The following is a 25,606-nucleotide window of genomic DNA, read 5'->3' as shown; positions in this document are numbered from 1 at the left end:
CGGCCTTGGTATTAGCCACCCACAAACCTATCGCTGAGCCAGTAACCTATCTAGATTATTAGCAAACGCTTGTTTCTCTTTGTTGCCATAAGCGCCAGGACCACCTGTTTGAACGCCGCTGCTACGCATGGTGTCCATGAAGTCACGAATGTTCAATATGCTACCGATACTTTCTTTGGTGTAAAGCTCACCACGTGGGTTGAGCGCATGAGCGCCCTTAGCAATGACCTCGGCGGCAAGCGGTATGTCGGCGGTGATCACCAAGTCGTTCGCTACGCATTGCTCAACAATATAATCATCAGCCACGTCAAAGCCACTTTGTACCTGAATACTGGTAATGTTTTTATCAGGCGGTACAGGAATGTGTTGGTTTGCCACCAAGGTCATTTCAACCTGAGTGCGCTGCGCCGCTTTGAACAAGATTTGTTTCACAAGAACGGGACATGCGTCCGCATCAACCCAGATTTTCATGGAGTACCTTTTCGATTAACAAACAACAAAGAATCAACAAAACAGAATAAAAAATAAAGAGTATGAAGCGTTAGCGCGCATAACTGTATCGTTTAGAAGCGGCTACAGCCAGCCAAAATACAGCGTGATGTGCATCAGAATGAGGGCGAAAAAACCTGCTAAAATATCGTCAATCATAATGCCGAACCCGCCATGTACCCGCGCATCTAAATAACTGATCGGCCAAGGCTTCAAAATATCAAAAATACGAAACAGAACAAAACCGAGCAACAATGTTTGCCAACTTAGCGGTACCGCAATCATAGTGATAAGCAAGCCTGCAATTTCATCCCATACTATGGATGAATCATCATGCACCATCATGTCTTTGGCTGTTTTACCACATAACCAAATACCGATGACTGAGGCTATCAAAGTCACCAGCAAATAGCCTGTTAGCGTAGTGCTATAAGCAAGCAAACACACCAATGGAACAGCCGCAACCGTACCGAATGTGCCAGGCGCTTTTGGCGCCAAACCGCTGCCAAACCCCAAGGCTAGAAAGTGAATGGGGTTGGCTAGTGAAACGCGCTTACGAATATGTCTATCCATTATGCTCGCTTCGCGTGGTTAGATTGTTCTTTCGTTAATTCAGCTGAATTGAAATGCTCAAACCCCGTTTGGCTGTATGCATAACTTTCATCATTGAATTTCAAATCAATCTTGCCAACCGCACCGTTAATTTGGCCGATGCAGGTTGCTGGCACATTACTGCAAGCTAACACACGCTCTACATTGTTTTTTTGCTCTTCACTCACAGTAAACAGAAGCTCGTAGTCATCACCAGAACTCAAAGCGTAATGAAATGCGGCATCTCGATCTGCGGACTCGAGCATCGCTTTGGATAACGGCAGTTTATCGAGTTGCAAGCACGCCCCACATTGGGATGCCTTTAATATATGCTTAATGTCCGCTAATAAACCATCAGAGATGTCGATACAGGCACTCGCCACACGGCGTAAACTGGTGCCTGCAAATACTCTTGGTGTTGGGTAATGTAAACGTTTCAGCAAGTACTCACTGTGCTCGGTACTTTTAACCTCAGCACGATTAAGCAGAATATCTAGCCCTAAGCCAGCATCCCCTAATGAGCCCGTCACATAAACGAAATCACCGGGTTTGGCACCAGAGCGCTTCAAAGCTTGATCAGCGGCAACAAACCCTTGCGCGGTAATGGTGATCGCCAGTGGACCTTGCACCGTATCGCCGCCAATAAGCTGAACGGAGTAGTACTCAGTGAGTTCTCTAAAGCCTTCAGAGAACGCCTTAAGCCACTGCTCATCAACGTTAGGTAAAGACAAAGATAGACTCAACCAAGCTGGCTCAGCGCCCATGGCTGCCAAATCACTCAAATTTACCGCAATAGCTTTTTGGGCAATGGCTTTAGGGTCGGCGTCAGGCAAAAAATGCACACCACTCACTAAGGTATCAGTCGTGGTGGCAAGGGCTTGACCGGCAGGAATTTGGGTAATAGCGCAATCATCGCCTATGCCTAACAGTACATCCTTGCGCTGAAAGCTTACATCGCGAAAATAGGTATCGATCAAAGAAAATTCTTTCACATTTTTATTTTAAAACTCTAAGATTAAAGGGAATACATGGCCTGTGTAACTCCCTAAAATATAACGATCTTTTATGACAACTCGTGTTTACGAAGGGTTTTTATGGCTTTATCAAGCACCCCATTCACAAACTTGTGGCTCTCTTCAGCACCAAACGACTTAGCAAGCTCAATGGCCTCATTAATGACCACTTTATAAGGGACATCAATACGCTCAACAAGTTCGTAAGTAGCCAGTCGTAAAATAGCGTTTTCAACGGGATCAAGCTCTTCCGGTAAACGCCCCAAATAAGGTTTGATTTTCGCATCCAGCTCGGCCGTTCTACGCACAACGGCGCGCAACAACTCTAGAAAGTACTCGGTATCGACGTCTTGCATGTTATTGCTCGTGACGATACTCAGTTCTATCTGGTCAAGTGGATTTTTTGACATCTGCCAAGAGTAAACGGCTTGAACCGCTAATTCTCTAGCTTTACGACGGGCTGCTGGTTTCACCTACTCTGCCCCTTCGATATTGGCCATAACGTTAACCATTTCAAGTGCACCTAATGCTGCTTCAGCGCCTTTGTTACCTGCTTTAGTACCAGAGCGCTCAATTGCCTGCTCGATACTGTCAGTGGTGATAACGCCAAAAGAAACCGGAATACCGAATTCAAGTGACACCTGAGCTAAACCTTTGTTGCATTCACCAGCAACAAATTCGAAGTGTGGTGTACCGCCACGGATAACAGCGCCTAAAGCGATGATCCCATCAAAGGTTCCTTTTTCCGCTAGTTTTTTAGCCGCGATAGGCAACTCGTATGCACCAGGTACGCGAACCAAAGTGATATCTTGGCTGTTTACTTCACCGTGACGCTCAAGTGTATCTAATGCGCCTTCAACCAAACTCTCAACAACGAAACTGTTGAAACGTGACACAACCAACGCAAATTTTTTGCCTGTTGCGCGAATATTACCTTCAATGATATTCATGCCTAATAAGCCTTATCTGTAAAAAATGGCGCGTATGATAGCACAGCACCATATGATCCCAAACAGCTTAATGCGCTGTTTATAAAATAGTCATTACCGATGGCAAAGTATTTTGCTGCTCAAGGGGAAATCAAACGTCGAGGAGGCGTTTAAGCGGATAGCAATCAACCAATGTGTAATGTGTAAAAACTAAAAAACGCCTGACAAGCAGGCGTTTTTTTAGCGTTTGTAATTAACTATATTTAGCTAATCTACATATTCAACCACTTCTAAGCCGTAACCAGATAGGGCATGATATTTTTTAGGTCGACTTAGCAAGCGCATTTTTTTCACGCCTAAGCTGGCAAGTATTTGACTACCGACACCCACAGTGCGAGACGTGCCGCTCCATGCTGCGCCAACAGGCTTTTCACCATTATCTTCGGCTTCAAACTGTTTTACTTGCGTCAGCAAATCTTCATCTTTACCCAGTAACACTAAAACACCACCTTCAGCAGCGATGCGTTTTAGTGCTTGGGGTAAATTCATGCTGCGCTCAATTGCTCGCTCTGAACCCAGCAAATCACTCAAGGTATTGTGCAAATGCACACGCACCAACGTTGGCTCATCAGGACTAATTTCGCCTTTACTCAACGCGAAATGTACTTGGTTATCAATCGAGTCTTTAAAAGTAACCAAATCGAACTCACCGTACTCAGTCGGCAATTTGCATTTTGCCACTTGCTCGATGGTGGTTTCATTTAGGTTACGATACTCAATCAAATCAGCGATTGTGCCAATTTTCAGGTCATGCTTTTTAGCAAATTCTTGTAACTCAGGGCCACGGGCCATGGTGCCGTCTTCGTTGAGTATTTCAACGATAACTGAGGCAGGCTCCAAGCCAGCTAAACGCGGTAAATCAACACCCGCTTCGGTATGCCCAGCGCGATTTAACACCCCACCTTCTTTGGCAATAAGAGGGAATATATGCCCGGGTTGCACAATATCGTTGGCCGTGGCATCCGTAGCAACCGCCGCTAAAATAGTGCGCGCACGATCCGCAGCAGAAATACCCGTGGTGACCCCTTCACGAGCTTCGATTGATACGGTGAAGTTAGTCGAGAACTGTGCACCGTTGTTATCCACCATCAAAGGCAAATTCAAGCGTTTACAACGCTCTGCTGTCATGGGCAAGCAAACCAACCCCCGAGCGTGAGTCACCATAAAGTTAATGTCTTTTGGGGTGACGCACTCAGCGGCCATAATTAAATCGCCTTCGTTTTCACGGTCTTCGTCATCCATCAAGATAACCATTTTGCCAAGACGAATGTCTTCGATAATTTCTGCTGTTGTGTTCATTGCCATAATATTGTGATTCTTTTTGGTTGTGTCTTAAATGAGCAGCTATCTGCAAATGTCATTGTGTGCCATAAGCGCACGACTGTTGTTCAGCATGTGTCCTAACGTAAAAAGCCATTTTCAGCTAAAAATGCCATGCTGATATCTGATTTTTGTTGGCCTGTTTCAGCGGCTTTGTCGCCGAGCATCAAACGCTCTAAGTAACGGGCAACCACGTCCACTTCCAAATTAATTTTAGTGCCCTTCTTGTAGCCACCAATAATCGTTTCTTGCAGACTGTGGGGAATAAGGGTAATCAAAAATTTAGCACCGTCTACAGCATTCACCGTCAAGCTGACACCGTCTACAGTAATCGAGCCTTTTTCCGCTAAGTAACGGGCTAAATCTTTTGGTGCTTGCACCCAAATTTCCACGTAACGCCCAACAGGGGAGACGGAAACGACTTCGCCCACACCATCAACGTGCCCGCTGACGATGTGCCCACCAAAGCGGGATGTCGGTAACATGGCCTTTTCTAAGTTTACCTTGCTACCGGCTTTATAATCGGCAAAACCGCTGCGCTTAATGGTCTCGTGCGACACGTCAGCACTAAAGCCGCTCGAGTTCATGTCTACCACGGTTAAACACACACCGTTATTGGCGATACTGTCGCCAAGGGCCACATCCGACATATCCAGTTTATTTACCCGTATGCGCAAGCGAATGTCATCGCCCGTTGGGGTTAAGGATTCGATGTGCCCCACATCTTCAATTATTCCGGTAAACATAATGTCTTTTCACTCATATTAACTGTGTAATCTGTTTGAACATCGCGCTGATTTGAAACGAACAGGCTAGGTTAAACGAACACCCTATATCAAACACGCCCGTTATTTCCGTTATGTACGGGTCACTTGGCGTGGGTAGTAAATTATGTAAAGCGCGCCGTCAGCTTTAAATCTAGGCCGACTTGGCGTACATCCTGCCATTGTAATTCAAAAGCTTGCTGCATTTGGGTTAATTCGTCCACCGCAAATAAATCTCGGCCTTTATCTCCTAATAGTTTGGGCGCTTGGTACAAAATCAATTCATCTATTAGTTTATTCTGTAATAACGCCCCTGCAAGCTTCGCCCCTGCCTCTACCCATATATGGTTAAACCCGCGCTGGCCAAGGTGTTTCATTACATCTTGCAGGTCAAGTTGCGCACCGTTTGATTGGGCTTGATATTGCTCAACATGATCTGGAAATTCGGCTGTATTTGGCTGGCTATTGATAATCACAATGGGAGACGATAAAGCAAATAAATGCAGATCAGGGCGCATCTGGTTGCGCCCATCGAGCAAAACTCGCACAGGTTGGCGTAAATTCACTTCTGCTAACGCATTTCTTGCAAAACCCAATTCGCTGTAACGCACATTCAATGAAGGGTTATCCGCCAGGACCGTGCCCGAGCCAGACAATATCGCGCAACTCTTCGCTCGGTGGCGTTGCACATCTTCACGGGCTAAGGGCCCGGTTATCCACTGGCTTTCACCATTATTTAACGCGGTTTTGCCATCCATGCTTGATGCCAGCTTAACGGTGACCCAAGGCTTGCCTGTTTGCATGCGTTTGATAAAGCCACGATTAAGCGCCTTGGCTTCACTTTCAAGTAAACCACTGCTCACCTGGACACCCGCGTCACTGAGCTTTTGTAAACCACTGCCGGCTACGAGTGGGTTTGGGTCAACCATAGCGGCAACAACGCGTTTCACCCCTGCTTCTAATAATGCTTCGGAGCATGGGCCTGTGCGACCGTGATGATTGCACGGCTCTAATGTGACGTAAGCGGTCGCGCCTTTGGTGCGCTCACCGGCTTGGGCAATAGCGTGAATTTCTGCATGGGGGGTCCCGGCTTTTTGATGCCAGCCTTGGCCGACAATATTGCCTTGGGCATCAGTAATAACACAGCCCACATTGGGATTAGGCGAAGTCGTGTATTGGCCTTTTTCAGCCAAACGGATGGCCAAAGCCATCATTTTTGCGTCAAGCGCAGAGAATTGCGTCACTCTACAACCTTATTAATTTAACTCTAGGGCACAGGAAAAACGTGAATCATTCGGCATGTTAGTCACCCAAACGTGCGATTTCTTCGCCAAATTCGCGAATATCTTCGAACGAGCGATACACAGAAGCAAAGCGTACATAAGCCACTTTATCGAGCTCTTTGAGAGCGTCCATAATTAGATTGCCCAAGTATTCACTGGTGATCTCACGCTCGCCTGTGGCACGCATAGCCGATTTAAGACGACTGATACACTGCTCTACCTGCTCGGTACTCACGGGGCGTTTTTCAAGGGCTCGCTGTAAACCTGCCCGCAACTTATCTTCGTTAAACGGCTCACGAGAGCCATCGCGCTTGACCACGCGAGGCATGACCAATTCAGCCATTTCAAAGGTAGTAAAACGCTCTTTACACATAGTACATTCACGACGGCGGCGCACTTGGTGCCCGTCAGCCACTAAGCGAGAGTCAATCACCTTGGTTTCTTGGATAGAACAGAAGGGACAAAACATAACGTTCTCTTGTACCGGAAATTTTCCGGTAAATTAACAAAAAAACGCGAAAGTTGATAGGGAAATACAGTTACAAAACAACAGTGGCTGTGTCATTGCTGTGCCTAGCTCTTAATGAAACTGCTCATTCAGATAACACTCAAGCCGCTGCTATTACTCACAATGCAGTTTGCTCCTAACTTTTTGAGTGAAGAACAGCCTTTTTTTGCCTGTTGCTCAGACGAGTAGTAGCCCGCTTTGATACGATAGAAAGTCACTCCAGACAACTCCACTTCTTGGTATATTGCCTGCAAATCATTCAATTCAGGTGAATATGTTTTTTGTAACGTTCTCCATGAGTCTAATAATTTGTTTTTATCCGTAACGGCTGTTAGTTGCAGAGTGTATTGTCCTTTAGCGGGTTTTTCAGGACTAACTGCCACCTCGCCCTTTTTTACATTTACATTCATCTTAGTGCTTAGGTTATTAGTGCGGTGCTCAATTGAATTAGCCATTATCATATGTGAGTTACTAAGGGGCAATTTTACCGGCTTTGAGTCAACTAAAGTCGATTGATTAACCTGAGCAATTTCTGGAGCGCTTTGCGTCGACTTTGTCACTGCTACCTCTTGCTTTTCTTGTATTTCAGCAGCTTCTGCAATTTGAGTTAACTGTGAAATTAGCGCTTTGAGCTCAGGCTCAAGCGCAGCGAGACGCTGCAAGCTGGGTTTCATTTGCTCAAACTCAGTCATGGTGTCATGAAACTCTTTTGCAGTAAGCCCACTAGGCACATCTGGCATATCTTGTTTTGGCGTACTGAAACAACCACTAAGCAAAAATACACCTACTATCGGCGCTGACTTCATGCTTTTCGAGAAGGAAAATTTACTCTTATTCATTGTCTATATCTCAACTGAAACTTAAATATCAAAGGTAAAGGGGGCTACATTGCACGAGATGTTTTTTGCCGCGAATCGGGCGCACACTGCATTCGCGTAGGTTTGCTTAGGGTAAAATGCCACATTCAATGTGTATTTTTTGTCGCCAACCGCTTTGTAATAAAAAGGTTTAGGGTTAACTACGTATACACCTTTTTTAATCAAAATCTGCCAAAAAGCCTTCAGCATTCTGAGGGAATTGAATTCCCCGATTGAAACCACATATCCGTTGGCTGCTTCTCGCTTTTGCAAAGTAAAATCAGCACCGTTCACTATTTCACCCGCGCTCGCTAGGCTAACTTCCATCACTTTCCCATCACGCAAGTTTTTCTTTTCTAAGTAGCTTGCATCAATACGCATTTGATAATCATCTGGCAGCAAATCGGTAAATAAATAGTAACCGTCAAACTCTGTCACTGTACTGTTCACCTCGTTACCTTTGCTATCGTACAAACGGATTGGCGCATAAGTAGCCACTTCTTCATCGCCGCTGGCATTGCTGACGTAAACGACCCCTTCTAGCTCACCAGATTGCACCACAGGGAAGTCCAACACATCCAAGTGACCAGCTCTGGGCGTTACAGATACACCAGGAATAGCATTGATCAAAAAGGGATCTTCGAGACTGCGCCTATCCAGCACTATGTCTGTTCGCACGTTATTGGTCATACTGCTTAGCATCGCCACACCTGTTTTATCAGTGGTGCCATGGCGATAATTTTGCAGTGCTTTAATTTTCGCGTTTTCGATTAACGGTTCATCACTATCAAACTGGCCATTTAAGTTTAAATCTTCAAACACCCTCACTGCCATAGCGCCACTACTGGCCATTGAACGACGATTCATAAAGAATTGTTCGCCAAGGGGATCGTAACCGAAACTAAAGCGCATATTTAAGCCAATTGACCAATCACCATCTTTATCGTATTCAGTGTCAGCGGTGAAATAAAACAAGTCATGCTGCCAATTTAGACCTAGTGTCGCGCGGTAATCATCAATCTGCGGATAGTAAATAATTTCAAGTTGGCTTTGCAGCTCAGTCGTCAATGGCATATATAGCTCGGTACTGACTTGCTCTAATTGAGATTCAGGTTTAATCGAATAAATTGCATTTAAACGCGTGAAAACACGCCCAAAACTCTTTTGCAAACGAAGGGTACCGCTAAATTGTTCTTCAGAAAATTCATCGTCAGTTTTGAGCCAATTCAATTCATGGGACACATAAAGTAAGCGACTGTTGATCGATAACTGGTTAGAGAATAAATCAGTGCTCAAACCGTCTTCGAGCGTGGTATGACGCCACTCGTTTTGATAGTTCACCCCGAAGCTATTCGCTTTGTACAACTCACCTGACATATTCAAAGCGAATTGCTGATATAACTGGGTATCATCTAAATTGGTTTGTTCATCGTTTAACTGCTCGTCCGTGAATAACACGGTGCGTTCGTCCAGGTAATAATCAGCGCTTAATGCGGTATCACCGATGCGAGTTCGAGCGCCAAATTCAGCTCGGGTTTGTTGCTCTTGATTAATTTGCACTATGCCGTCGAGTAACACGCGATCAAACAGTGCTAAGTTTGAGCCCAAAGAGAAATATTGTTGATCTTCTCCTTCATCAGCCAATAAAGATGAAACGCCCGCGCTCAGTGAAAACCAATCAGTGATACCTCTGTTATATACCCCCGAAAGCAGTACTCCAGGATCTTGCGTCGTGCTAACAGTGGAAATTCCGAACAATGACTCCCCCACATCAGCGACAGAAAAGCGATATTGCCCTTCCCCCTGCTCTACCGAGTTGGTGGTAATAAAGTATTGTTCAGTTTTACTTTCAATTTGGCCTTGAGGCCCATACATGATGAGCTCGAACTGGTTATCACCGAACAGTAAGTCTACGTCGTTAAACTCATATCGCCCGCTTTGCAGGCTCATTTTCTGGTCGATCAATATTCCATTTCGATAAAGCTCTATATCCCAGCCCAACTGAATGTCACCAGTAAGATTAATCGTTTTGTTATCATTAATTTGAGCAAGCTTACTATTGGTGACTCTGAAGCCTCGGCTTTGTGAGGCGGTATTACCAATGCCCACATTAACAGGGGTGATATCACCGAATTGCACTTGGGTGGCATTCAGCGGACCGAGTAAGTCCCCATTTAAAGACTCCTTTGACAACGTTAAGCGTACATCGCTGAGTTCGTCACCATCATTGCCCGCGACAAAAAATTGACTGTTTAAGTATGCAAAATCATGACTACCTAGAACAGAGTAGCGCGCGCTGTCACGATCAGGGTCAATCGTAGTAGCAAGTTGCACATCAATGAGTGGGGCGGTTATCGCTTGGTAATTTGACTGCAGCATAGGCAACACCGCCTCCCCTCGACCTGAGCCTTGGTTCACGCGGCGACTCTGACGCGCTAGACGCTGTTCAATGGGTAACGGGGTATCTGAGTCAGTGAATAACTCTAAATTGGCAAAATCAAACTCAAAATCTAAGCCCATCCACTGGCTTATTGCTGCTGCTTCAACATAGATATCGCCATCGTCGGTTAGGGTGTAATCCTGGTTATTAAGCTCATACTCTTGCCCATTTACCACGACTAAAATAGGTTCGTCTTGAGCTGCAGGTAGTTGTAAATCAAAGGTGTTGTCTTCGCGGATAAACCAACCTGACGCCCCACCAGCATGGTCAGAGCTGTTTTCTGGCTCGACAAACTGAATAGGGAAATCAAGCGTTTCGAACAAAGTTATCAGGCTAATATGTGCTTGCTTAGCGCTTTTAATCGCGTACACATCAGCCAAATAAAGTTTACCAATATTCAGCGATAGAAAGAGCTCTTCACCAGGAGCAAAGCGAGAAGAAACTGCGCTTTTATCCACTGTATCAAGTGCATTTGGTTTGATTGACTGCTGGTACTTTTGGTTTACGTCTTTGAGCAGAGCAATTAGCTTTTTATTCGACAAAGCCGAAGACAAGTCAGCCTTACTCGTTGCAGAGGTTGTTTGGCTCATTAGCGTGGCGACAATGAAGGTAAATAATACGCTAACGGCAGAGGAAATACGTGACATAAACTTCCATTTCTAATTGACAGCAAATGGATAGCAAACAACGCGCCAAGTTATTCGTCGAATAATTGGCGCTAGTTATAGTTTTACCTATTGGAGAAGCTGGATTTAAAGCGGAAGATCAAATATTAATTTAAAGCAAAAGTCGATATGTTCTCTTTGGATACATTGAACTGCTGCGTAGTAAAGGTCTGACCGCGGTATTCTGACTCCCCTTCATAGACCACAGTTAGAACGCCATCTGATAGCGTAAAAGGATTATCGAGCCACACCAAATCCACCTCAGAGCGCTGAGTCTCAGCATAAACGCTATGGGAGTTAACCCGAGCAATCATAGACTTCTGTCCGTTATTACTGTTTGACCAGTACGCAAGCACATTGCCAAAGGTTGATTTTCCACCACTCTTATTCAGTACGACAGAAATTTTTCCTCGATGGCTCTCAGGGGAGTAATCAAACGAGTATTCAGAGATGTCGACGGTGCTAGTTTCTTTGCCTTCACGAACCATAACGGGCATTGAATAGCTCATACGGACATTCAATGATAGCGACATTGCATTGTTCGTACCTTCTTGCCTTTTTGGGTTCGGTAAGGCTTTAAACAACAAATGAGAGCGATACTCACCGTTTTCTAAGTCTTTTGGTCTTCTCACTGCAACTTTGACAATTTGTTTTTCGCCAGGTTTCAGGCTCACTTGTTTTGGGCTAAATCTAAGCATGTCACTAGCAACTGGAAACTGGCTCAATTCTTCAGCAGTTAAATCTGCATACCCCCCTGAGGTCAGAGCCTTTTTTTGTTCCCAACCCAGTCGATAGGTCATAGTTTTGCTCCCTGAGTTGATCAACACAATCTGTTTAGATCTAGCTCTTTCGTCAAACACAACTCTGGTGGGTGAAATCAGTAAATCTGCCTGCGCATAAGAAATAAACAGCATACACAGGATTAACCCAAATATTAGTGAACGTAAACTTATCATGTTTTCTCTCGTGCACTTTGTGCTAAAAATTAATAATTAATGGTAAAAATCAGCGGTAAATCGTATTTCGTGTCTAGATATCGACCTCCATTGCCCGATGATTCAATTGTGGCTCCAACTAAGAGATCTGCTTCACCATTTGAATCTGTAATCACTGAGTCTGGTAACTCAATGTTCGTCAAAGTAAACCGCTCCGTTTCACCCACAAATACCGTCGATTGTTGTGGTAAAGAGGCATTTAAAAAGAGGCGAGTATGGACCGGAAACTCGACCAACTTGAACTCGCCTGGTTGTCCTGGCTGAATTACATGGATATGGTTAGTTGAGTACGAGCGGTAATTAGTGGAGATAGTTAACTGACTGACCGAGGAGTTGTTCGGAATAGCAAAAGTACCAAAAGAAAGCGGTACGTTAACTTCCATCGCTGCATGAGCGTTAGCTGCACCTAAAATATAAAGAACTATTAAAAACACAAGCACGACAAATTTCATTTAAAAATATAGTAGGTGTGCGAAATTAACACACCTACATAACCAGTTAAGTTAATATTGAACAGTAATATCGTAATCACCTGAATATGCTAAATCAGTATAGGTGTCAGTCGTGCTAGGTACTGTCGTCAAAGTAGCACCTAGAGTAAATGTGGCATCCCCTGTTGCATCCACTTGAAACGTACCGCTGTTACTGGTTAGAGTGATATCACCAGGTGTACCTGACGTTTTATACGCTTCAAAACCGTTCAACACAAAAGTAGCAACGCCTGTGGGACTTCCTGCTGCAGCTAGAGTTACGGCCCCGTCCGCTGGAACAGTTACGGTCAAGGTTGAAAAACCAGCAACTCCCGATACTGTGTACTCTGCTGGCGCTCCCTCTACCAGTGACTGCAATACCGCAGCATTAGCAGCGCCATTGGTCGCTACCGAGCTTTCTGATGGATCCGCTGGGCGTCGTAACGTAGCAGTTACGGGACTTGATGCAGCGTTATCATTCTGAGCTCGAAATGTACCAAAATCCAAATCTGCATCATTAGTCAATGTAAATGAATTTTGCACCGTACCAGACGCTGTTGTCGTAACAGTTTCTTGAGCTTGAGCTGCACTTACTAATAAAAGCGATGCTGCTAATCCGGCAGCTAATTTGTTCATTTTTGTCATCGTGGTTCCCTATCTTTGAATAAACGTAAAGTAGTAGCGCCAAAATAAACACGCTTGTTTACTAAGGGCTAACTCATTTATCGGTGGGATGAGCTTTTTGTTGAGTAAATAATACAACTTTTCGCTAAAAATCGTATATTAACTTATATATTTAAAAAATTAACTGCTTAAAAATTAAACAATTAACCGAAACCGTTCGATTTTCGTTCAGCTATGGCTGTATCTGTTGCAAGAGCCCTCTAGGGACAAAAGTACTGGCCGCCGCGATAACGCTGTTGTCATCAACAGATACCACACGGCTGTTAATTTTCACTCCTCGGTGAGTGGCGACCAGCGTGCCTGTCAGCACGTAATTCATATCGGTTTGGCCATTTAGAAGTGCACCGTTGCGCGATAGCGCTAAATCGCCCATGGCGGACACATCAATATTTTTAGTTAGCTTGAAATCCACTACATTAACGCCATAACTGGGCAGTTCAGTGGCTAAGGCTTCAGCAAATTGATTGCCTAAGCTACTGGAATTTCGTAACGTTTCATCAAAATCAACAAAACTTGCGACACCTACAGTTGTACCTTCAAGAGCTGAAAATTTAGCCAACTTACCGGCCAACTGCTGAGCATACTCGCCCAACCCCACTTTACTGTTGGCAAAGATTCCGCCGTGAGAGATGGCATAGCGCCCCGTAGACATACCAAGTTGGTTGTTATGTGTTGCGCTTTCTAATTTGCCGTTGACAGAATCGCTTTGGGAATGAGCAGATGCTGTGATGTTATTTAATTTATTATATCGCTGAGTACGGGCTAATTTTTGTAGGTCGTTCATCAATTGCGTTAACTCTTCAGGAGAGTCAGCCAGTGGTGCCAACGGATTGGCATAAGAAGTATTCCCACTATTAACATTGTTAACGTTAATTGAGGTATTTGAATTATCTGTATTGATCGTCTGTGAGCTGCCGACTGAGATGCCTTTACTTTGGCTGCCGTCAGATTGAGCACTATTACCTTGCGGGTTATGCTCTTGTGCATATTGGGGTTGCCCCTGCATGTACTGCTCTAACGACGGCGAGCTGCCAATAACTGACATTTTACTTAAAGTATCAATTAAGAAAGCCAAATCTTCTTCGTTTTTCACCATGCGCTCAAGGGCCGGTTTTTGTGCTTCCCATTCAATTTTTTGTTGTTCGAGCATCGCTTTTAATTCGAGGTATTGTGGGTCGCTTTTGTCTATCACTATTTCATTGTTGTCTTGAAACATTGAACAACCGGATACTGATGTGAGTAAGACCCCTACGCAACATGCTTTGGTTAGCCCCCTAACTACGTTCTGGTTATTCTTATTAAATTTGCTCACAATACACCTCAGAATTTTAACGATTAGCTTTAAGCGCTCAGAATATTCTTAGCTTTTTTCACTTTGCTTGAATTTAAGGCTAATGCCGGGATTACCCTGACTTCGGTGTAATGCGTTAACCACACTGGCAGGGATAAACCCTTGCGCGCTAGACAACACCTTTTTGCTTTCGATAGACACCATACGGGCGTTCACAATGACCCCGTCTTGATGCTTTACCATAGTGCCACCCATTACATATTGCACAGGCATGTCTGGGTTTAGCTCTTCATAATCGCGGCTGAAATTAAAATCGCCTGTTGGAGTAACGCGAATATAATCGGAGCTTTTGAAATCCAGTACGTTTAAACCAAATTGATGCAGTTCGTGAATAAAACTCTCGGATAATTGATTGCCCAGCAGGTCTGTTTCATCAAAGCTACCGTCAAGATATACAAAACTCGTCACACCAATATCCATGCTACTTTCTGGGTTATCCATATTGGCAATAAGGTCTTGCATGATCCCTTGCACATAATGGTTAACATCACCTACTTCAACACGCTTGTAAATGTCTGACATGCGTTGATTGTTATAGCGACTGACTGACGTCATTGTTTGTTCGCTCGGGTTTGTGGCTTCTAATTCCTGAACTTGCTCATCGTTAGAAAACCAACTTGAACATGAAGTACTTAAAAAGCACATAAGGGGGATTGCGGCTAGTTTGATCGATTTCATAATTAACTCACTTTTATAATGACGAGCGATACAGCTTGTTATGTTTCATCTGGATCTGGTTGGCATTTAGGCCAATCACACTGTTAGGAACATTATCTGATACCGCAGCGATAACCGTTCCTTCCCGTAAATCAAGTAATCTGGCGTTAACAGTGGTCATTTGATTACCTTGAAGTAAAGTACCTACCACCATGTAGCGCACATCTATATCTTTGCTGATATCTGCACTGTCACGACTTAGCAATCGCTCGTGATCTTTAAACAATTGAACTTGATTCGCGGCCCGTATTTCAACCACATTAAAGCCGCGCTGAGTTGATACAGATAACATGCTTTCTTGGAGCTGCAAACCTAACATGTTCAATGAATGGTTGGCTTTTGATAACGCTAAACTCTCTAATTCGGTAAAACTCACTACTGCTAAGTTCCCATATTCAATGGGCGCTAAGCTTGAGAACAACTTATTGGCTATTTGCTCTGTATGCAGCAGTAGAGGCTCTTCGGCCACAATCTGCCCTTCATCGGCATCCTCTTGCCATGACGGTAATTGGGCACAGCCTGCAAGAAATAGCACTAATAGACTCAAAAAAATCTTCAAAACATTCGCCCCGCGTTGTTCAGTGCGTTGCTATCTATCCCTATAGCGCAACGTTAAATCATGATTGAAGCGTCAAAAAACAGTGCCTCAGACCTTAGTATTGATGATTTCAGCAAATATCAGGCCATAAAAAAATCCGTTAAGGCTAACCTCAACGGATTTCTATTTAGTGCACTCGTTTTGCCGCACTACACTGGATGGTGTTTCTTATTTAGTGAACGACGTAAAACCTACGCGTATACCGGGAACTTACCGCAAAGGGTTAGTACTTCACCTTTTACGCGTTCGATAACCGCTTCGTCTTCGATATTGTCGATAACGTCACAAATCCACGTAGCCACTTGCTTCGCTTGTTCTTCTTTAAAACCACGGCGGGTAATGGCGGGTGAACCAATACGCAAACCACTGGTCACAAACGGAGAGCGTGGGTCGTTTGGTACTGAGTTTTTGTTCACTGTGATGTTAGCGCGCCCTAGCGCTGCATCAGCGTCTTTACCTGTAATGTCTTTGCTGATCAAATCAAGCAAGAACAGGTGGTTGTCGGTGCCCCCAGATACGATGTCGTATCCGCGCTCTTGCATTACGCTGACCATGGCCTTGGCGTTAAGCAATACTTGCTGTTGGTATACTTTAAAATCTGGCTGTAATGCTTCTTTAAACGCAACGGCTTTCGCTGCAATCACGTGACACAAAGGGCCACCTTGATTACCAGGGAATACTGAGCTGTTTAGTTTTTTGTAAATCGCTTCATCGCCACAAGCTGATAAAATCAAACCGCCACGTGGGCCAGCTAAGGTTTTATGCGTAGTGGTGGTCACCACATGCGCATGAGGTAATGGGTTAGGGTATAAACCAGCGGCTACTAAACCTGCAACGTGAGCCATATCCACTAATAAGTAAGCACCTACTTTGTCTGCGATTTCACGGAAACGCTGCCAATCAACAATACCTGAGTACGCTGAGAAACCACCGATGATCATTTTTGGCTTATGCTCAACCGCGAGCGCTTCAACTACGTCGTAATCGATTTTGCCAGTTTGCTCATCGATACCGTACTGCACTGCGTTATACGTTTTGCCCGAGAAGCTAACATGTGCGCCGTGGGTTAAGTGACCGCCGTGTGCCAAGCTCATCCCTAGCACGGTATCACCTGCGTCAAGTAACGCCATAAATACCGCTGAGTTAGCTTGTGAGCCAGAGTGAGGCTGCACGTTGGCGTAGTCAGAGCCGAATAATTGGTTAGCACGCTCAATGGCTAAATCTTCTGCGATATCAACGTATTCACAACCGCCGTAATAACGCTTGTGCGGGTAACCTTCAGCGTATTTATTGGTTAGTTGCGAGCCTTGGGCTTCAAGTACGCGCGGGCTACAGTAGTTTTCAGAGGCGATCAGTTCAATGTGATCTTCTTGGCGCTGGGTTTCTTGCGCGATAGCTTGACTCAACTCAGGATCAAAATCGGCAATATTCATGTCACGTGATAACATCAGTTCTCCTCGGGGCCGCTACAATTGCGCGATAAAAGTCGCTTAACTGCGTGCGCTTTGGCCTGTCAAAAATACATAATTTCAACAGACACTTAACGCCGTAGCTGCATTTTTCATCAAACGCTATGATGGCTGGCAATTTAAGTGCTAACTAAAAAGAGCGCACATTCTAGTCATTTTGCACTTTTTGTACATAGCTTTTATGCAATGTTCTATAACCTAAAAGTGTAAAGAAGGATCACCACTGCTTAGGTGGTGAACCAGTCGTGCTAAATACGCTCTGCGTCAGGGCTGAATTTCAGGCCAATTTGGCGGCGAATTTCATCCATGGTTTGCATAACCGCTAGGCTATCGCCGTGGGGCATAAAATCACTGCATACTTGATTTTTCTCAATCATGTTCATGGCTTCTTCAATTTGATATTCAAAACCGTTTACCCGATGGGCAAACTCAATCACCTCGTCTTGCACACCTTCTTGCTGCAAAGTCGCTTTATTGCCGTTCCAAAACATATACGGCAATACAATGCGACCTTTGCTGCCCATTAGCGTCATTGAATTACTCGCCTGTGCAGCAATCGTGCAGGTAAACTGAGCGAAGCGCCCAGACGGATAACGCATATTCACGATCGTGTTTTCATCTACTTGCAGGTTACCAAAATGGCTCATGGCGTTGATTTCACTGGGGTGCTCTTGCATCAAACATTGGCTCAAAGTAATGCTGTAAACGCCTAAATCGAGTAATGCGCCACCACCCAAAGCAGGGTTATGTAATCTGTGCCCTTCTCTGTCGCCAAAAGAAAAACCAATGTCAGAGCAAATATATTGCAGCTCGCCAATTCGCCCCTCATCAAGCCATAATTTTACTTGCTCGAAGCATGGCATAAAGCGGCTCCACAGCCCTTCTTGCAGTAATAATTGCTTTTCTTGTGCTAATGCTATTAGCGCCTCGGTTTGCGCCGCATTAATAGTCAGCGGCTTTTCCATCAATACATGTTTGCCAGCTTCTAAGCACATTTTCGCTTGCTCGTAGTGCATGCTTTGCGGCGTAGCGATATACACCACGTCGACCTCAGGATCAGCCAGCATCTGTTGATAGCTTCCGTAGGGTTTCGGAACGACGCTGTCAGCTTGATGAAAAGCGCCGTTAGCGCTGTATTTGTTAGCAAAGGCCTGTGCTTTACTAATATCGCGACTGGCCACAGCGTAAAGAGTGCCTTTTTGTGACGGCATCAACGCTTCTGCAAACCTATCTGCAATCGAGCCTGGGCCCATAATGGCCCAATTAAATTTTTTCATGTTTCTTCCTAAATAATCTGCGACTAAGGATTGGATAAGCGATACATCAACACCGCGGTTTTCTCGATATTCTGTTTAAAGGTACGCATATCTGCCACTTCATCTTTGGTATGACCGCCCTCCCCCATCAGGCCCAACCCATCGATGGCCATTTTCACATGCCCTGCGGTAAACGAGATATCTGCCGCTCCGGCATTTCGCGGGTTAACCGCTGTTACCGGGCCATAGCCTAAATCAACGCTGACTTGACTGTACTGGGCCAGCAGTGATTTATTGCCTTTGGTTTCTTTCATGGGCGGGTAGCCCTCATCAAAGGTGAAAGTGGCATCGGTTTGCGCTAAGTGTTGCTCCACCACCTGGCTCATAATTGCTTTGGCTTGTTCTAGCTGCTCTTGAGATGCCGCCCGCAGGCCGCCTTTTACCGAGGCATCTTTGGCGACAACGTTTGTTTTGCCAAAGGCGACCACTTCATCGCCGCCCTTACTCGTTGTTACCCGCGTACCACCTGCAATCACACCAGGGTTAAAGCTAAGCAAAGGCAAATCGGCCAGTTGTAAACGAAATTCTTGTAAAATACGCGCTATTTCAAATATCGCCCCATCACCCACTTTGTCGGTGAATATTTGTGACGAGTGAGCAGCGTTGCCAGATGTGGTCACTTGCCACGTAGATGCACCGCGCCGAGCGGTTACCGCTGTTCGAATATCGCCATCAGCATCTTCAAAACCAAGGGCGACGTCAGCCCAAATAGCCGCATCGATTAAGGCTTTTTTAGATTGACTCAACGGGCGACCGCTGGACTCTTCATCACCGGTAAGCACCACTTTGATATTTAAGCGGTCAAGCATGCCTTTGGCTTTTAGGGCTTTAATGGCGGTCAGCATGATCACATTGCCGCCTTTCATATCTGAAATGCCCGGCCCGGCAATATGTTGCTCGTCTATTTCTTTGGCTTGCTGGAAGTCATCGTCTTTAGCAAACACCGTATCCAAATGGCCGATTAACAAAAGCTTTTGGCCGCTTGGATGAGTCGGCGATTCATAGGTAGCAACAAGATGCCCTGCCCGGTTAAATTCACTGCCATCGACCCACTGGGTGTCAAAGCCTAGGGCGTCATACTCTTTGCGCATGATGTCACCGACTTCTTTCACGCCAGCAAAATTCATGGTGCCACTGTTAATATTGACCGTTTTTAACAGTAACGCTTTGGCGCTCGCTAACTCTTGGCTTGTTTGCTCTACCAAGGCATTTTCAACCAGGCGGCTGGCGATTACCGGCTGACAAAATAACCCAGCGCACATAAGTAAAACAGATGATTTTTTTAACATAGCACTCTCTTTTTAATCCCTAAGACGATGCAAATACTACGCGAGTGATGCAAGGGATGCACACCGAAATTTGTCAAGGAATGTGTGCTCATTCAGCGCGTTTAAATCAACCAGTTAAAGGTAGAAATATAGTTAATTATCAATCGGATAAAAAACAAACTCTGTTTAGCTGCGAGCACAAAGTAAACAATTACAAAAATAGTCTCAGCTAGCGCTTTCATCGCTCATGTGCAGTGTTTACAATAGGCAAAATTTTATGGAGTTGTTTTCATCATGGCGCAATACGTATATAGCATGAATCGTGTGGGCAAAATCGTGCCCCCGAACAAGTTTATTCTTAAAGATATTTCACTGAGTTTCTTCCACGGCGCCAAAATCGGCGTTCTCGGTTTGAACGGCTCAGGTAAATCTACCCTGCTTCGGATCATGGCCGGAATCGATAAAGACATCGAAGGGGAAGCCATTCCTCAAGCGGGCTTAAAAATTGGTTACTTACCACAAGAGCCACAGCTAGACGAAAGCAAAGACGTGCGCGGCAATATCGAAGAAGCCGTCGCCGATGTAGCCCATGCCCTCAAGCGCATTGAAGAAGTGTACGCTGCCTACGCAGAAGAAGACGCCGACTTTGACGCACTGGCTAAAGAGCAAGGTGAGCTTGAAGCCATTATTCAAAGTAAAGACGGTCACAACCTTGAAAATGCTCTTGAGCGCGCCGCCGATGCCTTGCGTTTGCCGCCTTGGGATGCAGATGTGAGCAAATTATCCGGTGGTGAGCGCCGCCGCGTTGCTCTATGTCGCTTATTGCTTGAAAAGCCCGACATGCTGTTACTGGATGAGCCTACCAACCACTTGGATGCAGAATCAGTAGCCTGGTTAGAGCGCTTCTTACACGACTATGAAGGCACAGTGGTCGCTATTACTCACGATCGTTATTTCTTAGATAACGTCGCCGGTTGGATTTTAGAGCTTGACCGTGGCCAAGGTATTCCTTGGGAAGGCAATTATTCTTCTTGGTTGGAGCAAAAGGACGCTCGTTTACAACAAGAAGAAAAAACCGAAAGTGCGCGTCAAAAATCGATTAAAACTGAATTGGAATGGGTACGTTCAAACGCCAAAGGTCGTCAGTCTAAAAGCAAGGCGCGTATGGCCCGCTTTGAAGAGCTTAACACCGGCGATTACCAAAAACGTAACGAAACCAATGAATTGTTTATCCCACCGGGCGATCGCTTAGGCGAGCAAGTCATTGAAGTAAACCATTTGCGTAAAAGCTACGGTGATCGTTTGCTCATTGATGATTTAACCTTCGCCATGCCCAAAGGGGCCATTGTGGGTATTGTCGGGCCAAACGGCGCGGGTAAATCGACCCTATTTCGCATGCTAAGCGGCGAAGAAAATGCCGATTCAGGGGAAGTCATTGTGGGTAAAACAGTAAAACTGGCCAGTGTTGATCAGTTTCGCGATCACATGGATGGCAACAACACGGTTTACAAAGAAATTTCTGATGATTCTGACATTATTCGTATCGGTAACTTCGAGCTAAACAGCCGCGCCTATTGCAGCCGTTTTAACTTTAAAGGCAACGACCAACAGAAATTTGTCAAAGACTTATCAGGTGGTGAGCGTAATCGTGTGCACTTGGCCAAGTTATTAAAAGCCGGCGGCAACGTGTTGTTACTGGATGAGCCAACCAACGACTTGGACGTTGAAACGTTACGCGCCCTTGAAAACGCGCTGCTTGAGTTCCCTGGTTGTGCCATGGTTATCTCGCACGATCGCTGGTTCTTGGATCGCATCGCCACCCACATCATGGATTACCGTGACGAAGGCAAAATCAACTTCTTCGCGGGTAACTACACTGAGTACGCCACTTGGCTCAAAGAAACCCAAGGTAAAGATGTGGTTGAGCCTCATCGCTTGAAATACAAAAGAATCAGTAAATAACAGGTTTTGCCGGTGTTTTAAGCGCACCGTTACCGCAATAAAACAACACGCCGCTGATGGGAAACCTAAGCGGCGTTTTTATTTACCAACAATGCTTGAATTAGTGGAAAAACAGTGCAAAATCGGCCAAATATTAAGACAGGGATCCCCCCTCTCTTCAAACGGATTTTGCTGATGTTTTTTAGCACTCATTTACGCTTTTCTACACTCAACTTTAATGGCTGGCTAAGTACATTTACCGCATTTGCTTTAGCCGTCATTCTTGCCTCTTTTTTGGCCAGTGTATTTAGCCCAGGTGAAGCGTTGTGGTTATTTTTACCTGCCGTATTACTGGCTGCTTATCGGAAAAACTCGGCGCTGGCCTACCTTTGTTTCATCGGCGCAATTTGCGTTGTGAGTTACCTGTTTCGCCACCATATTCCCTATGCGCTATTATCTGTTTTTTCATTGCAAATCAGCTGGTTTTCACTGCTCAGTATCGCCTTGATACAGCTGCTTACTAAATTGACACGGCTTCAGCAACCCGCGTCAGCGTTCGACGACGACAGCAAAGTATTGACCACTGACAGCAACGGCAAAGTCGTCACTGATGTATTAGAGCGTTTTGCGGTGTTTATGGGCGTATTAACCCCCGACGGTATTTTGCGCGAAGCGAACAAGACCGCCCTTGTTTCAGCGTCACTGCAGGAAGATGAAGTCATCGGTCTGCCGTTCGAGCAAACGTTCTGGTGGTCACACGATAGCCAAGTGCAGCAATCGATCCGCAAAGCGATAAACAAAGCAAAGCACGGTGTGTCTTCTCGTTTTGATACCACAGCAAGGTTGGCTGACGATGTACTCATCGATATAGATTTTATGCTGCACCCCATTTTTGATGAACATGGCAGTGTGGTGCAGATTATTCCTTCAGGCATTGACATCACCACCAGAAAACGTGCTGAGCGTAATTCGGCCATGTTGACGCAAGTCAGTTCTGACTTACTCAGTGCTGGCAGCTTAAAAAGAATCAAATCAATCATTACCGAAAACTTAGCTGCACACCTAGATTTAAGTGCCTGCATTTTTTGTGAAACCCATCCCGTTTCAGGAAGGCTTGGGATCACGCATGTATGGCAGCACGCATCGCTAGCAGAAATGCCTAAAGCTAAGATGGAACTGCCCTTTGAAATTGCTATGTGCGAAAAAGAAAACCTCACCTTGATCGTGAATAATGTTGCCACAGATCCCAGATACACAGACGGTCAGTTTCAGGAAAGAGGCATAGGTGCATTTATTTGTGTGCCTATCAGCTTAGATAAGAAGAACCATTTTGTATTAAGTGTTTATCGTAGCGCTTCACATGAGTGGCGTGATGACGAAATTGAATTAGTGATCGAGTTTGCTCGGCGTTTTTGGGTACGCACAGAGCACTTAAGAATTCTTGAAACTTTGCGTGCCAGCAAAACCACCTTAGACATCACCCTTGAGGCCGCTCAAGTGGGTGACTGGGAGGTGGATTTAGTCACAGGCTTAACCCGACGCTCTTTGCATCACGACAAATGCTTTGGTTACGAAGCCCAAATACCTGATGCTCAATGGGGAATTGAAGGCTTTTACGCCCATATTCACCCCCAAGACAGAGATGAAGTGAAATATAAATTCGAAAAGTCGTTGAGAGACGGCAGCGACTTTCGCGCTGAATTTCGCGTTATCTGGCCAGACAAGAGCATCCACTGGTTAGCGTCATACGGCAGTTTATACGGCGACACGGACGGTAAACCGACGCGCATGCTAGGTATAGTAGCAAACATAAGTGAGCGCAAACGAACCGAAGCGTTGCAGATTGCGCAAACCAACGCCTTGGAACAAATGGCCCAAGAGGCACCACTTAATAATGTGCTGGAAACCCTCATATTGTCTTTAGAGGAGCATTCTAAAAATGGCATGATTGGCAGCATTATGCTGGTGGATGAACACGCCCAATGCTTGCACTTTGCTGCCGGGCCCAGTCTTCCAAAAGCCTATGTGCAACACATTGATGGCCTGAAAATAAACCAAAAAAGTGGCGCTTGTGGTACGTCTGCGGCTACCAAGCAAGCCGTGTTTGTAGCCGATATTGCGTCTGATCCACTGTGGGTAGAGCACCGAGACTTAGCACTGGCTCACAATTTACGGGCGTGCTGGTCGTTGCCGATAATTTCAGGCAAAGACGTGCTGGGCGTATTCGCTATGTATTACAGTGCACCTCAAGCGCCTGCACAAATGGACTACGACAGCCTTGATATCATCATGCGTACCGCTGAGCTCGTTATTAAGCGTAGGCAAAATGAACAATCTGTCAGGTCAAGTGAAGAACGCTTTCGCGCGGTCGTCGACAATGTGCCCCAGCTAGCATGGATGGCCAATGCTCAAGGCGAAATAGAATGGTTTAATCAGCGCTGGTTGTCTTATACCGGTACCACCATGGAGCAAAACTTAAACGGCGGGTGGAAGGCGTACCATCACCCTGACCACCAAGAGGCGGTATTCAATAAATTTTCCGACTGTTTAGCCAAAGGTATCGACTGGGAAGACACCTTTCCGCTGCGGGGTGCAAACGGTAAATATCGCTGGTTCCTATCCCGAATGAATGCGATCTATGCACAAGATGGCCAGCTAATCCGCTTTTTTGGTACCAATACCGATATCACTGAACAGCGTAAAATGGCTGAAAAACTCACCAAATTAACAGACAAGCTATCAGTGGCTGACAAGCGCAAAGATGAATTTCTTGCCACATTAGCCCATGAACTTCGAAACCCCTTAGCGCCCCTAAGAAACTCGATGGAATTGATACGCAATGTCAAGACCGATCCCGCCATGATGCAGACCGCAGTGGCAACCATGGATCGCCAAGTTGCGCAAATGGTACGCCTAATTGACGATTTACTGGATATTAGCCGTATATCAAAAGATAAACTGTCTTTGAAACGCCAACGTATTGATCTTAAAGACATCGTTGAGCAAGCAGTAGAAGCCGTGAGCCCCTACGCCAAACGCTTGGGCCACTCGGTACAGGTTAATATGCCACATGAAGCCATTTCTTTATTTGCTGACCCTGCACGTTTAGCGCAAATACTTGGTAACCTGCTCAACAATGCGTGCAAATACACCCCTAAAAACGGGTTTATTTGGGTCACAGTCAACTTAGGTGGTGAGCAACAAGTCAGCATTAGCGTGAAAGACAGTGGCTTGGGTATTGCTGAGCATATGCGCTCACAAGTATTTGAATTGTTTACCCAAGTAAGCAATCAGCTTGAGCAAGCTGAGGGTGGTTTAGGTATCGGTCTGTCATTGGTCAAACGCTTAGTTGAAATGCACGGCGGGCACGTCGAATGTAAAAGCGAGGGCTTAGGCCATGGTGCAGAGTTTATTGTCACCCTACCGAGCACACCTGCTAAACCAAGTGGCACGCCAAAAACTGTCGGCGTGAATCGCGCGGCGCAAACAGAAGCGTTAAATGTGCTGATAGTGGATGATAACCAAGACAGTGCAGACAGCATGCAGATGTTGCTTAACGTACATCAGCACACCACACACGTGGTTTATGATGGTGAGCAAGCAGTTATCGCTGCAGCGCAACACAAACCGGATGTCATTCTACTCGACATAGGCCTGCCTATTCTTGATGGTTACCAAGTGTGCAGCGCAATTCGTAAAGAGACATGGGGCAAAAATATAACGATCATTGCCCTAACGGGTTGGGGGCAGGATGAAGATAGACGTAAATCGAAAGAAGCAGGTTTTGACCATCATATGGTTAAGCCGATTTCATTAAACGCAATGTTAAACCTTTTGGCTCAAGTAAGCCCTGCTAACGGATCGTAGCAGAGGCGTTA

At 45.4% G+C, this 25,606-nt stretch carries 22 protein-coding genes; 2 read left to right on the top strand and 20 right to left on the bottom strand.

Features of this window, described 5'->3' with window-relative positions; translation table 11 throughout:
- Window positions 1-27: 27 nt before the first annotated feature.
- The 20 genes from AC0VYA_RS06340 to AC0VYA_RS06245 form a co-directional block, all read right to left on the bottom strand.
- Entirely contained in the window at window positions 28-471 is a 444-nt protein-coding gene (locus AC0VYA_RS06340) for a YaiI/YqxD family protein (RefSeq protein ID WP_006992178.1), read from the bottom strand.
- A 102-nt stretch (window positions 472-573) separates the two neighbouring features.
- Window positions 574-1,062: a phosphatidylglycerophosphatase A family protein gene (locus AC0VYA_RS06335; RefSeq protein WP_475490431.1), complete on the bottom strand. Its 489-nt coding sequence runs from the start codon at window positions 1,060-1,062 to the stop codon at window positions 574-576.
- Window positions 1,062-2,072, bottom strand: a complete 1,011-nt coding sequence (gene thiL, locus AC0VYA_RS06330) for a thiamine-phosphate kinase (RefSeq protein ID WP_475490430.1) — start codon at window positions 2,070-2,072, stop codon at window positions 1,062-1,064. The genes AC0VYA_RS06335 and thiL overlap by 1 nt, the downstream gene beginning before the upstream one ends.
- 71 nt (window positions 2,073-2,143) lie before the next feature.
- Window positions 2,144-2,566 carry a transcription antitermination factor NusB gene (nusB, locus tag AC0VYA_RS06325; RefSeq protein WP_011574163.1) on the bottom strand — a complete coding sequence of 141 codons (423 nt, stop codon included), beginning with the start codon at window positions 2,564-2,566 and terminating at the stop codon, window positions 2,144-2,146.
- Complete coding sequence (gene ribH / locus AC0VYA_RS06320) at window positions 2,567-3,043, bottom strand: 6,7-dimethyl-8-ribityllumazine synthase (protein ID WP_006992174.1); 477 nt, start codon at window positions 3,041-3,043, stop codon at window positions 2,567-2,569.
- Window positions 3,044-3,289: 246 nt separating this feature from the next.
- Entirely contained in the window at window positions 3,290-4,387 is a 1,098-nt protein-coding gene (gene ribBA / locus AC0VYA_RS06315; RefSeq protein ID WP_011574162.1) for a bifunctional 3,4-dihydroxy-2-butanone-4-phosphate synthase/GTP cyclohydrolase II, read from the bottom strand.
- Window positions 4,388-4,482: 95 nt separating this feature from the next.
- Window positions 4,483-5,148: a riboflavin synthase gene (locus AC0VYA_RS06310; RefSeq protein ID WP_475490429.1), complete on the bottom strand. Its 666-nt coding sequence runs from the start codon at window positions 5,146-5,148 to the stop codon at window positions 4,483-4,485.
- 143 nt (window positions 5,149-5,291) lie between these two features.
- Window positions 5,292-6,410: a bifunctional diaminohydroxyphosphoribosylaminopyrimidine deaminase/5-amino-6-(5-phosphoribosylamino)uracil reductase RibD gene (gene ribD, locus AC0VYA_RS06305; RefSeq protein ID WP_475490428.1), complete on the bottom strand. Its 1,119-nt coding sequence runs from the start codon at window positions 6,408-6,410 to the stop codon at window positions 5,292-5,294.
- 58 nt (window positions 6,411-6,468) lie between these two features.
- Complete coding sequence (nrdR, locus tag AC0VYA_RS06300; RefSeq protein WP_006992170.1) at window positions 6,469-6,918, bottom strand: transcriptional regulator NrdR; 450 nt, start codon at window positions 6,916-6,918, stop codon at window positions 6,469-6,471.
- A 128-nt stretch (window positions 6,919-7,046) separates the two neighbouring features.
- On the bottom strand, window positions 7,047-7,763 hold the full coding sequence (locus AC0VYA_RS06295) for an SPOR domain-containing protein (protein ID WP_475491040.1): 717 nt from the start codon (window positions 7,761-7,763) through the stop codon (window positions 7,047-7,049).
- A 54-nt stretch (window positions 7,764-7,817) separates the two neighbouring features.
- Window positions 7,818-10,901 (bottom strand): SPOR domain-containing protein, encoded by a 3,084-nt coding sequence (locus AC0VYA_RS06290; RefSeq protein WP_475490427.1) that lies wholly within the window; start codon window positions 10,899-10,901, stop codon window positions 7,818-7,820.
- 125 nt (window positions 10,902-11,026) lie between these two features.
- Window positions 11,027-11,833: a fimbrial biogenesis chaperone gene (locus tag AC0VYA_RS06285; protein ID WP_475490426.1), complete on the bottom strand. Its 807-nt coding sequence runs from the start codon at window positions 11,831-11,833 to the stop codon at window positions 11,027-11,029.
- A gap of 71 nt (window positions 11,834-11,904) precedes the next feature.
- Window positions 11,905-12,366, bottom strand: coding sequence for a DUF4402 domain-containing protein (locus tag AC0VYA_RS06280; protein ID WP_475490425.1), 462 nt, complete (start codon window positions 12,364-12,366; stop codon window positions 11,905-11,907).
- A gap of 51 nt (window positions 12,367-12,417) precedes the next feature.
- Window positions 12,418-13,029, bottom strand: a complete 612-nt coding sequence (locus tag AC0VYA_RS06275; protein ID WP_475490424.1) for a hypothetical protein — start codon at window positions 13,027-13,029, stop codon at window positions 12,418-12,420.
- A gap of 211 nt (window positions 13,030-13,240) precedes the next feature.
- Window positions 13,241-14,380 (bottom strand): FlgO family outer membrane protein, encoded by a 1,140-nt coding sequence (locus AC0VYA_RS06270; protein WP_475490423.1) that lies wholly within the window; start codon window positions 14,378-14,380, stop codon window positions 13,241-13,243.
- A 48-nt stretch (window positions 14,381-14,428) separates the two neighbouring features.
- Window positions 14,429-15,097: a FlgO family outer membrane protein gene (locus AC0VYA_RS06265; RefSeq protein WP_475490422.1), complete on the bottom strand. Its 669-nt coding sequence runs from the start codon at window positions 15,095-15,097 to the stop codon at window positions 14,429-14,431.
- 13 nt (window positions 15,098-15,110) lie between these two features.
- Window positions 15,111-15,695, bottom strand: a complete 585-nt coding sequence (locus AC0VYA_RS06260) for a FlgO family outer membrane protein (RefSeq protein WP_475490421.1) — start codon at window positions 15,693-15,695, stop codon at window positions 15,111-15,113.
- Window positions 15,696-15,925: 230 nt separating this feature from the next.
- Entirely contained in the window at window positions 15,926-17,182 is a 1,257-nt protein-coding gene (gene glyA / locus AC0VYA_RS06255) for a serine hydroxymethyltransferase (protein WP_475490420.1), read from the bottom strand.
- Window positions 17,183-17,451: 269 nt separating this feature from the next.
- Complete coding sequence (locus AC0VYA_RS06250; RefSeq protein WP_475490419.1) at window positions 17,452-18,480, bottom strand: Gfo/Idh/MocA family protein; 1,029 nt, start codon at window positions 18,478-18,480, stop codon at window positions 17,452-17,454.
- Between the two features lie 23 nt (window positions 18,481-18,503).
- The gene (locus tag AC0VYA_RS06245) at window positions 18,504-19,808 is read right to left on the bottom strand and encodes a M20/M25/M40 family metallo-hydrolase (RefSeq protein WP_475490418.1); all 1,305 of its coding nucleotides are present in this window, start codon (window positions 19,806-19,808) and stop codon (window positions 18,504-18,506) included.
- Between the two features lie 273 nt (window positions 19,809-20,081).
- Between AC0VYA_RS06245 and ettA the strand changes: the two genes are divergently transcribed.
- Complete coding sequence (gene ettA / locus AC0VYA_RS06240; protein WP_475490417.1) at window positions 20,082-21,749, top strand: energy-dependent translational throttle protein EttA; 1,668 nt, start codon at window positions 20,082-20,084, stop codon at window positions 21,747-21,749.
- A 174-nt stretch (window positions 21,750-21,923) separates the two neighbouring features.
- On the top strand, window positions 21,924-25,595 hold the full coding sequence (locus AC0VYA_RS06235; RefSeq protein ID WP_475490416.1) for a PAS domain-containing protein: 3,672 nt from the start codon (window positions 21,924-21,926) through the stop codon (window positions 25,593-25,595).
- Window positions 25,596-25,606: the final 11 nt, after the last annotated feature.

Source organism: Paraglaciecola sp. QJM3NY_14 (genome assembly GCF_056173245.1).
Note: the sequence above shows the minus strand (reverse complement) of the source record. Positions and strands in the feature narration are given on the sequence as shown.

Coding starts and splice junctions, on each gene's coding strand:
- AC0VYA_RS06290 (WP_475490427.1), bottom strand. CDS start 10,901: ATGTCACGTATTTCCTCTGCCGTTAGCGTATTATTTACCTTCATTGTC.
- AC0VYA_RS06275 (WP_475490424.1), bottom strand. CDS start 13,029: ATGACAAAAATGAACAAATTAGCTGCCGGATTAGCAGCATCGCTTTTA.
- AC0VYA_RS06340 (WP_006992178.1), bottom strand. CDS start 471: ATGAAAATCTGGGTTGATGCGGACGCATGTCCCGTTCTTGTGAAACAA.
- AC0VYA_RS06310 (WP_475490429.1), bottom strand. CDS start 5,148: ATGTTTACCGGAATAATTGAAGATGTGGGGCACATCGAATCCTTAACC.
- ribH (WP_006992174.1), bottom strand. CDS start 3,043: ATGAATATCATTGAAGGTAATATTCGCGCAACAGGCAAAAAATTTGCG.
- ribBA (WP_011574162.1), bottom strand. CDS start 4,387: ATGGCAATGAACACAACAGCAGAAATTATCGAAGACATTCGTCTTGGC.
- AC0VYA_RS06235 (WP_475490416.1), top strand. CDS start 21,924: ATGTTTTTTAGCACTCATTTACGCTTTTCTACACTCAACTTTAATGGC.
- AC0VYA_RS06280 (WP_475490425.1), bottom strand. CDS start 12,366: ATGAAATTTGTCGTGCTTGTGTTTTTAATAGTTCTTTATATTTTAGGT.
- AC0VYA_RS06285 (WP_475490426.1), bottom strand. CDS start 11,833: ATGCTGTTTATTTCTTATGCGCAGGCAGATTTACTGATTTCACCCACC.
- AC0VYA_RS06265 (WP_475490422.1), bottom strand. CDS start 15,097: ATGAAATCGATCAAACTAGCCGCAATCCCCCTTATGTGCTTTTTAAGT.
- AC0VYA_RS06250 (WP_475490419.1), bottom strand. CDS start 18,480: ATGAAAAAATTTAATTGGGCCATTATGGGCCCAGGCTCGATTGCAGAT.
- ettA (WP_475490417.1), top strand. CDS start 20,082: ATGGCGCAATACGTATATAGCATGAATCGTGTGGGCAAAATCGTGCCC.
- glyA (WP_475490420.1), bottom strand. CDS start 17,182: ATGTTATCACGTGACATGAATATTGCCGATTTTGATCCTGAGTTGAGT.
- AC0VYA_RS06295 (WP_475491040.1), bottom strand. CDS start 7,763: ATGAAGTCAGCGCCGATAGTAGGTGTATTTTTGCTTAGTGGTTGTTTC.
- nrdR (WP_006992170.1), bottom strand. CDS start 6,918: ATGTTTTGTCCCTTCTGTTCTATCCAAGAAACCAAGGTGATTGACTCT.
- AC0VYA_RS06245 (WP_475490418.1), bottom strand. CDS start 19,808: ATGTTAAAAAAATCATCTGTTTTACTTATGTGCGCTGGGTTATTTTGT.
- AC0VYA_RS06335 (WP_475490431.1), bottom strand. CDS start 1,062: ATGGATAGACATATTCGTAAGCGCGTTTCACTAGCCAACCCCATTCAC.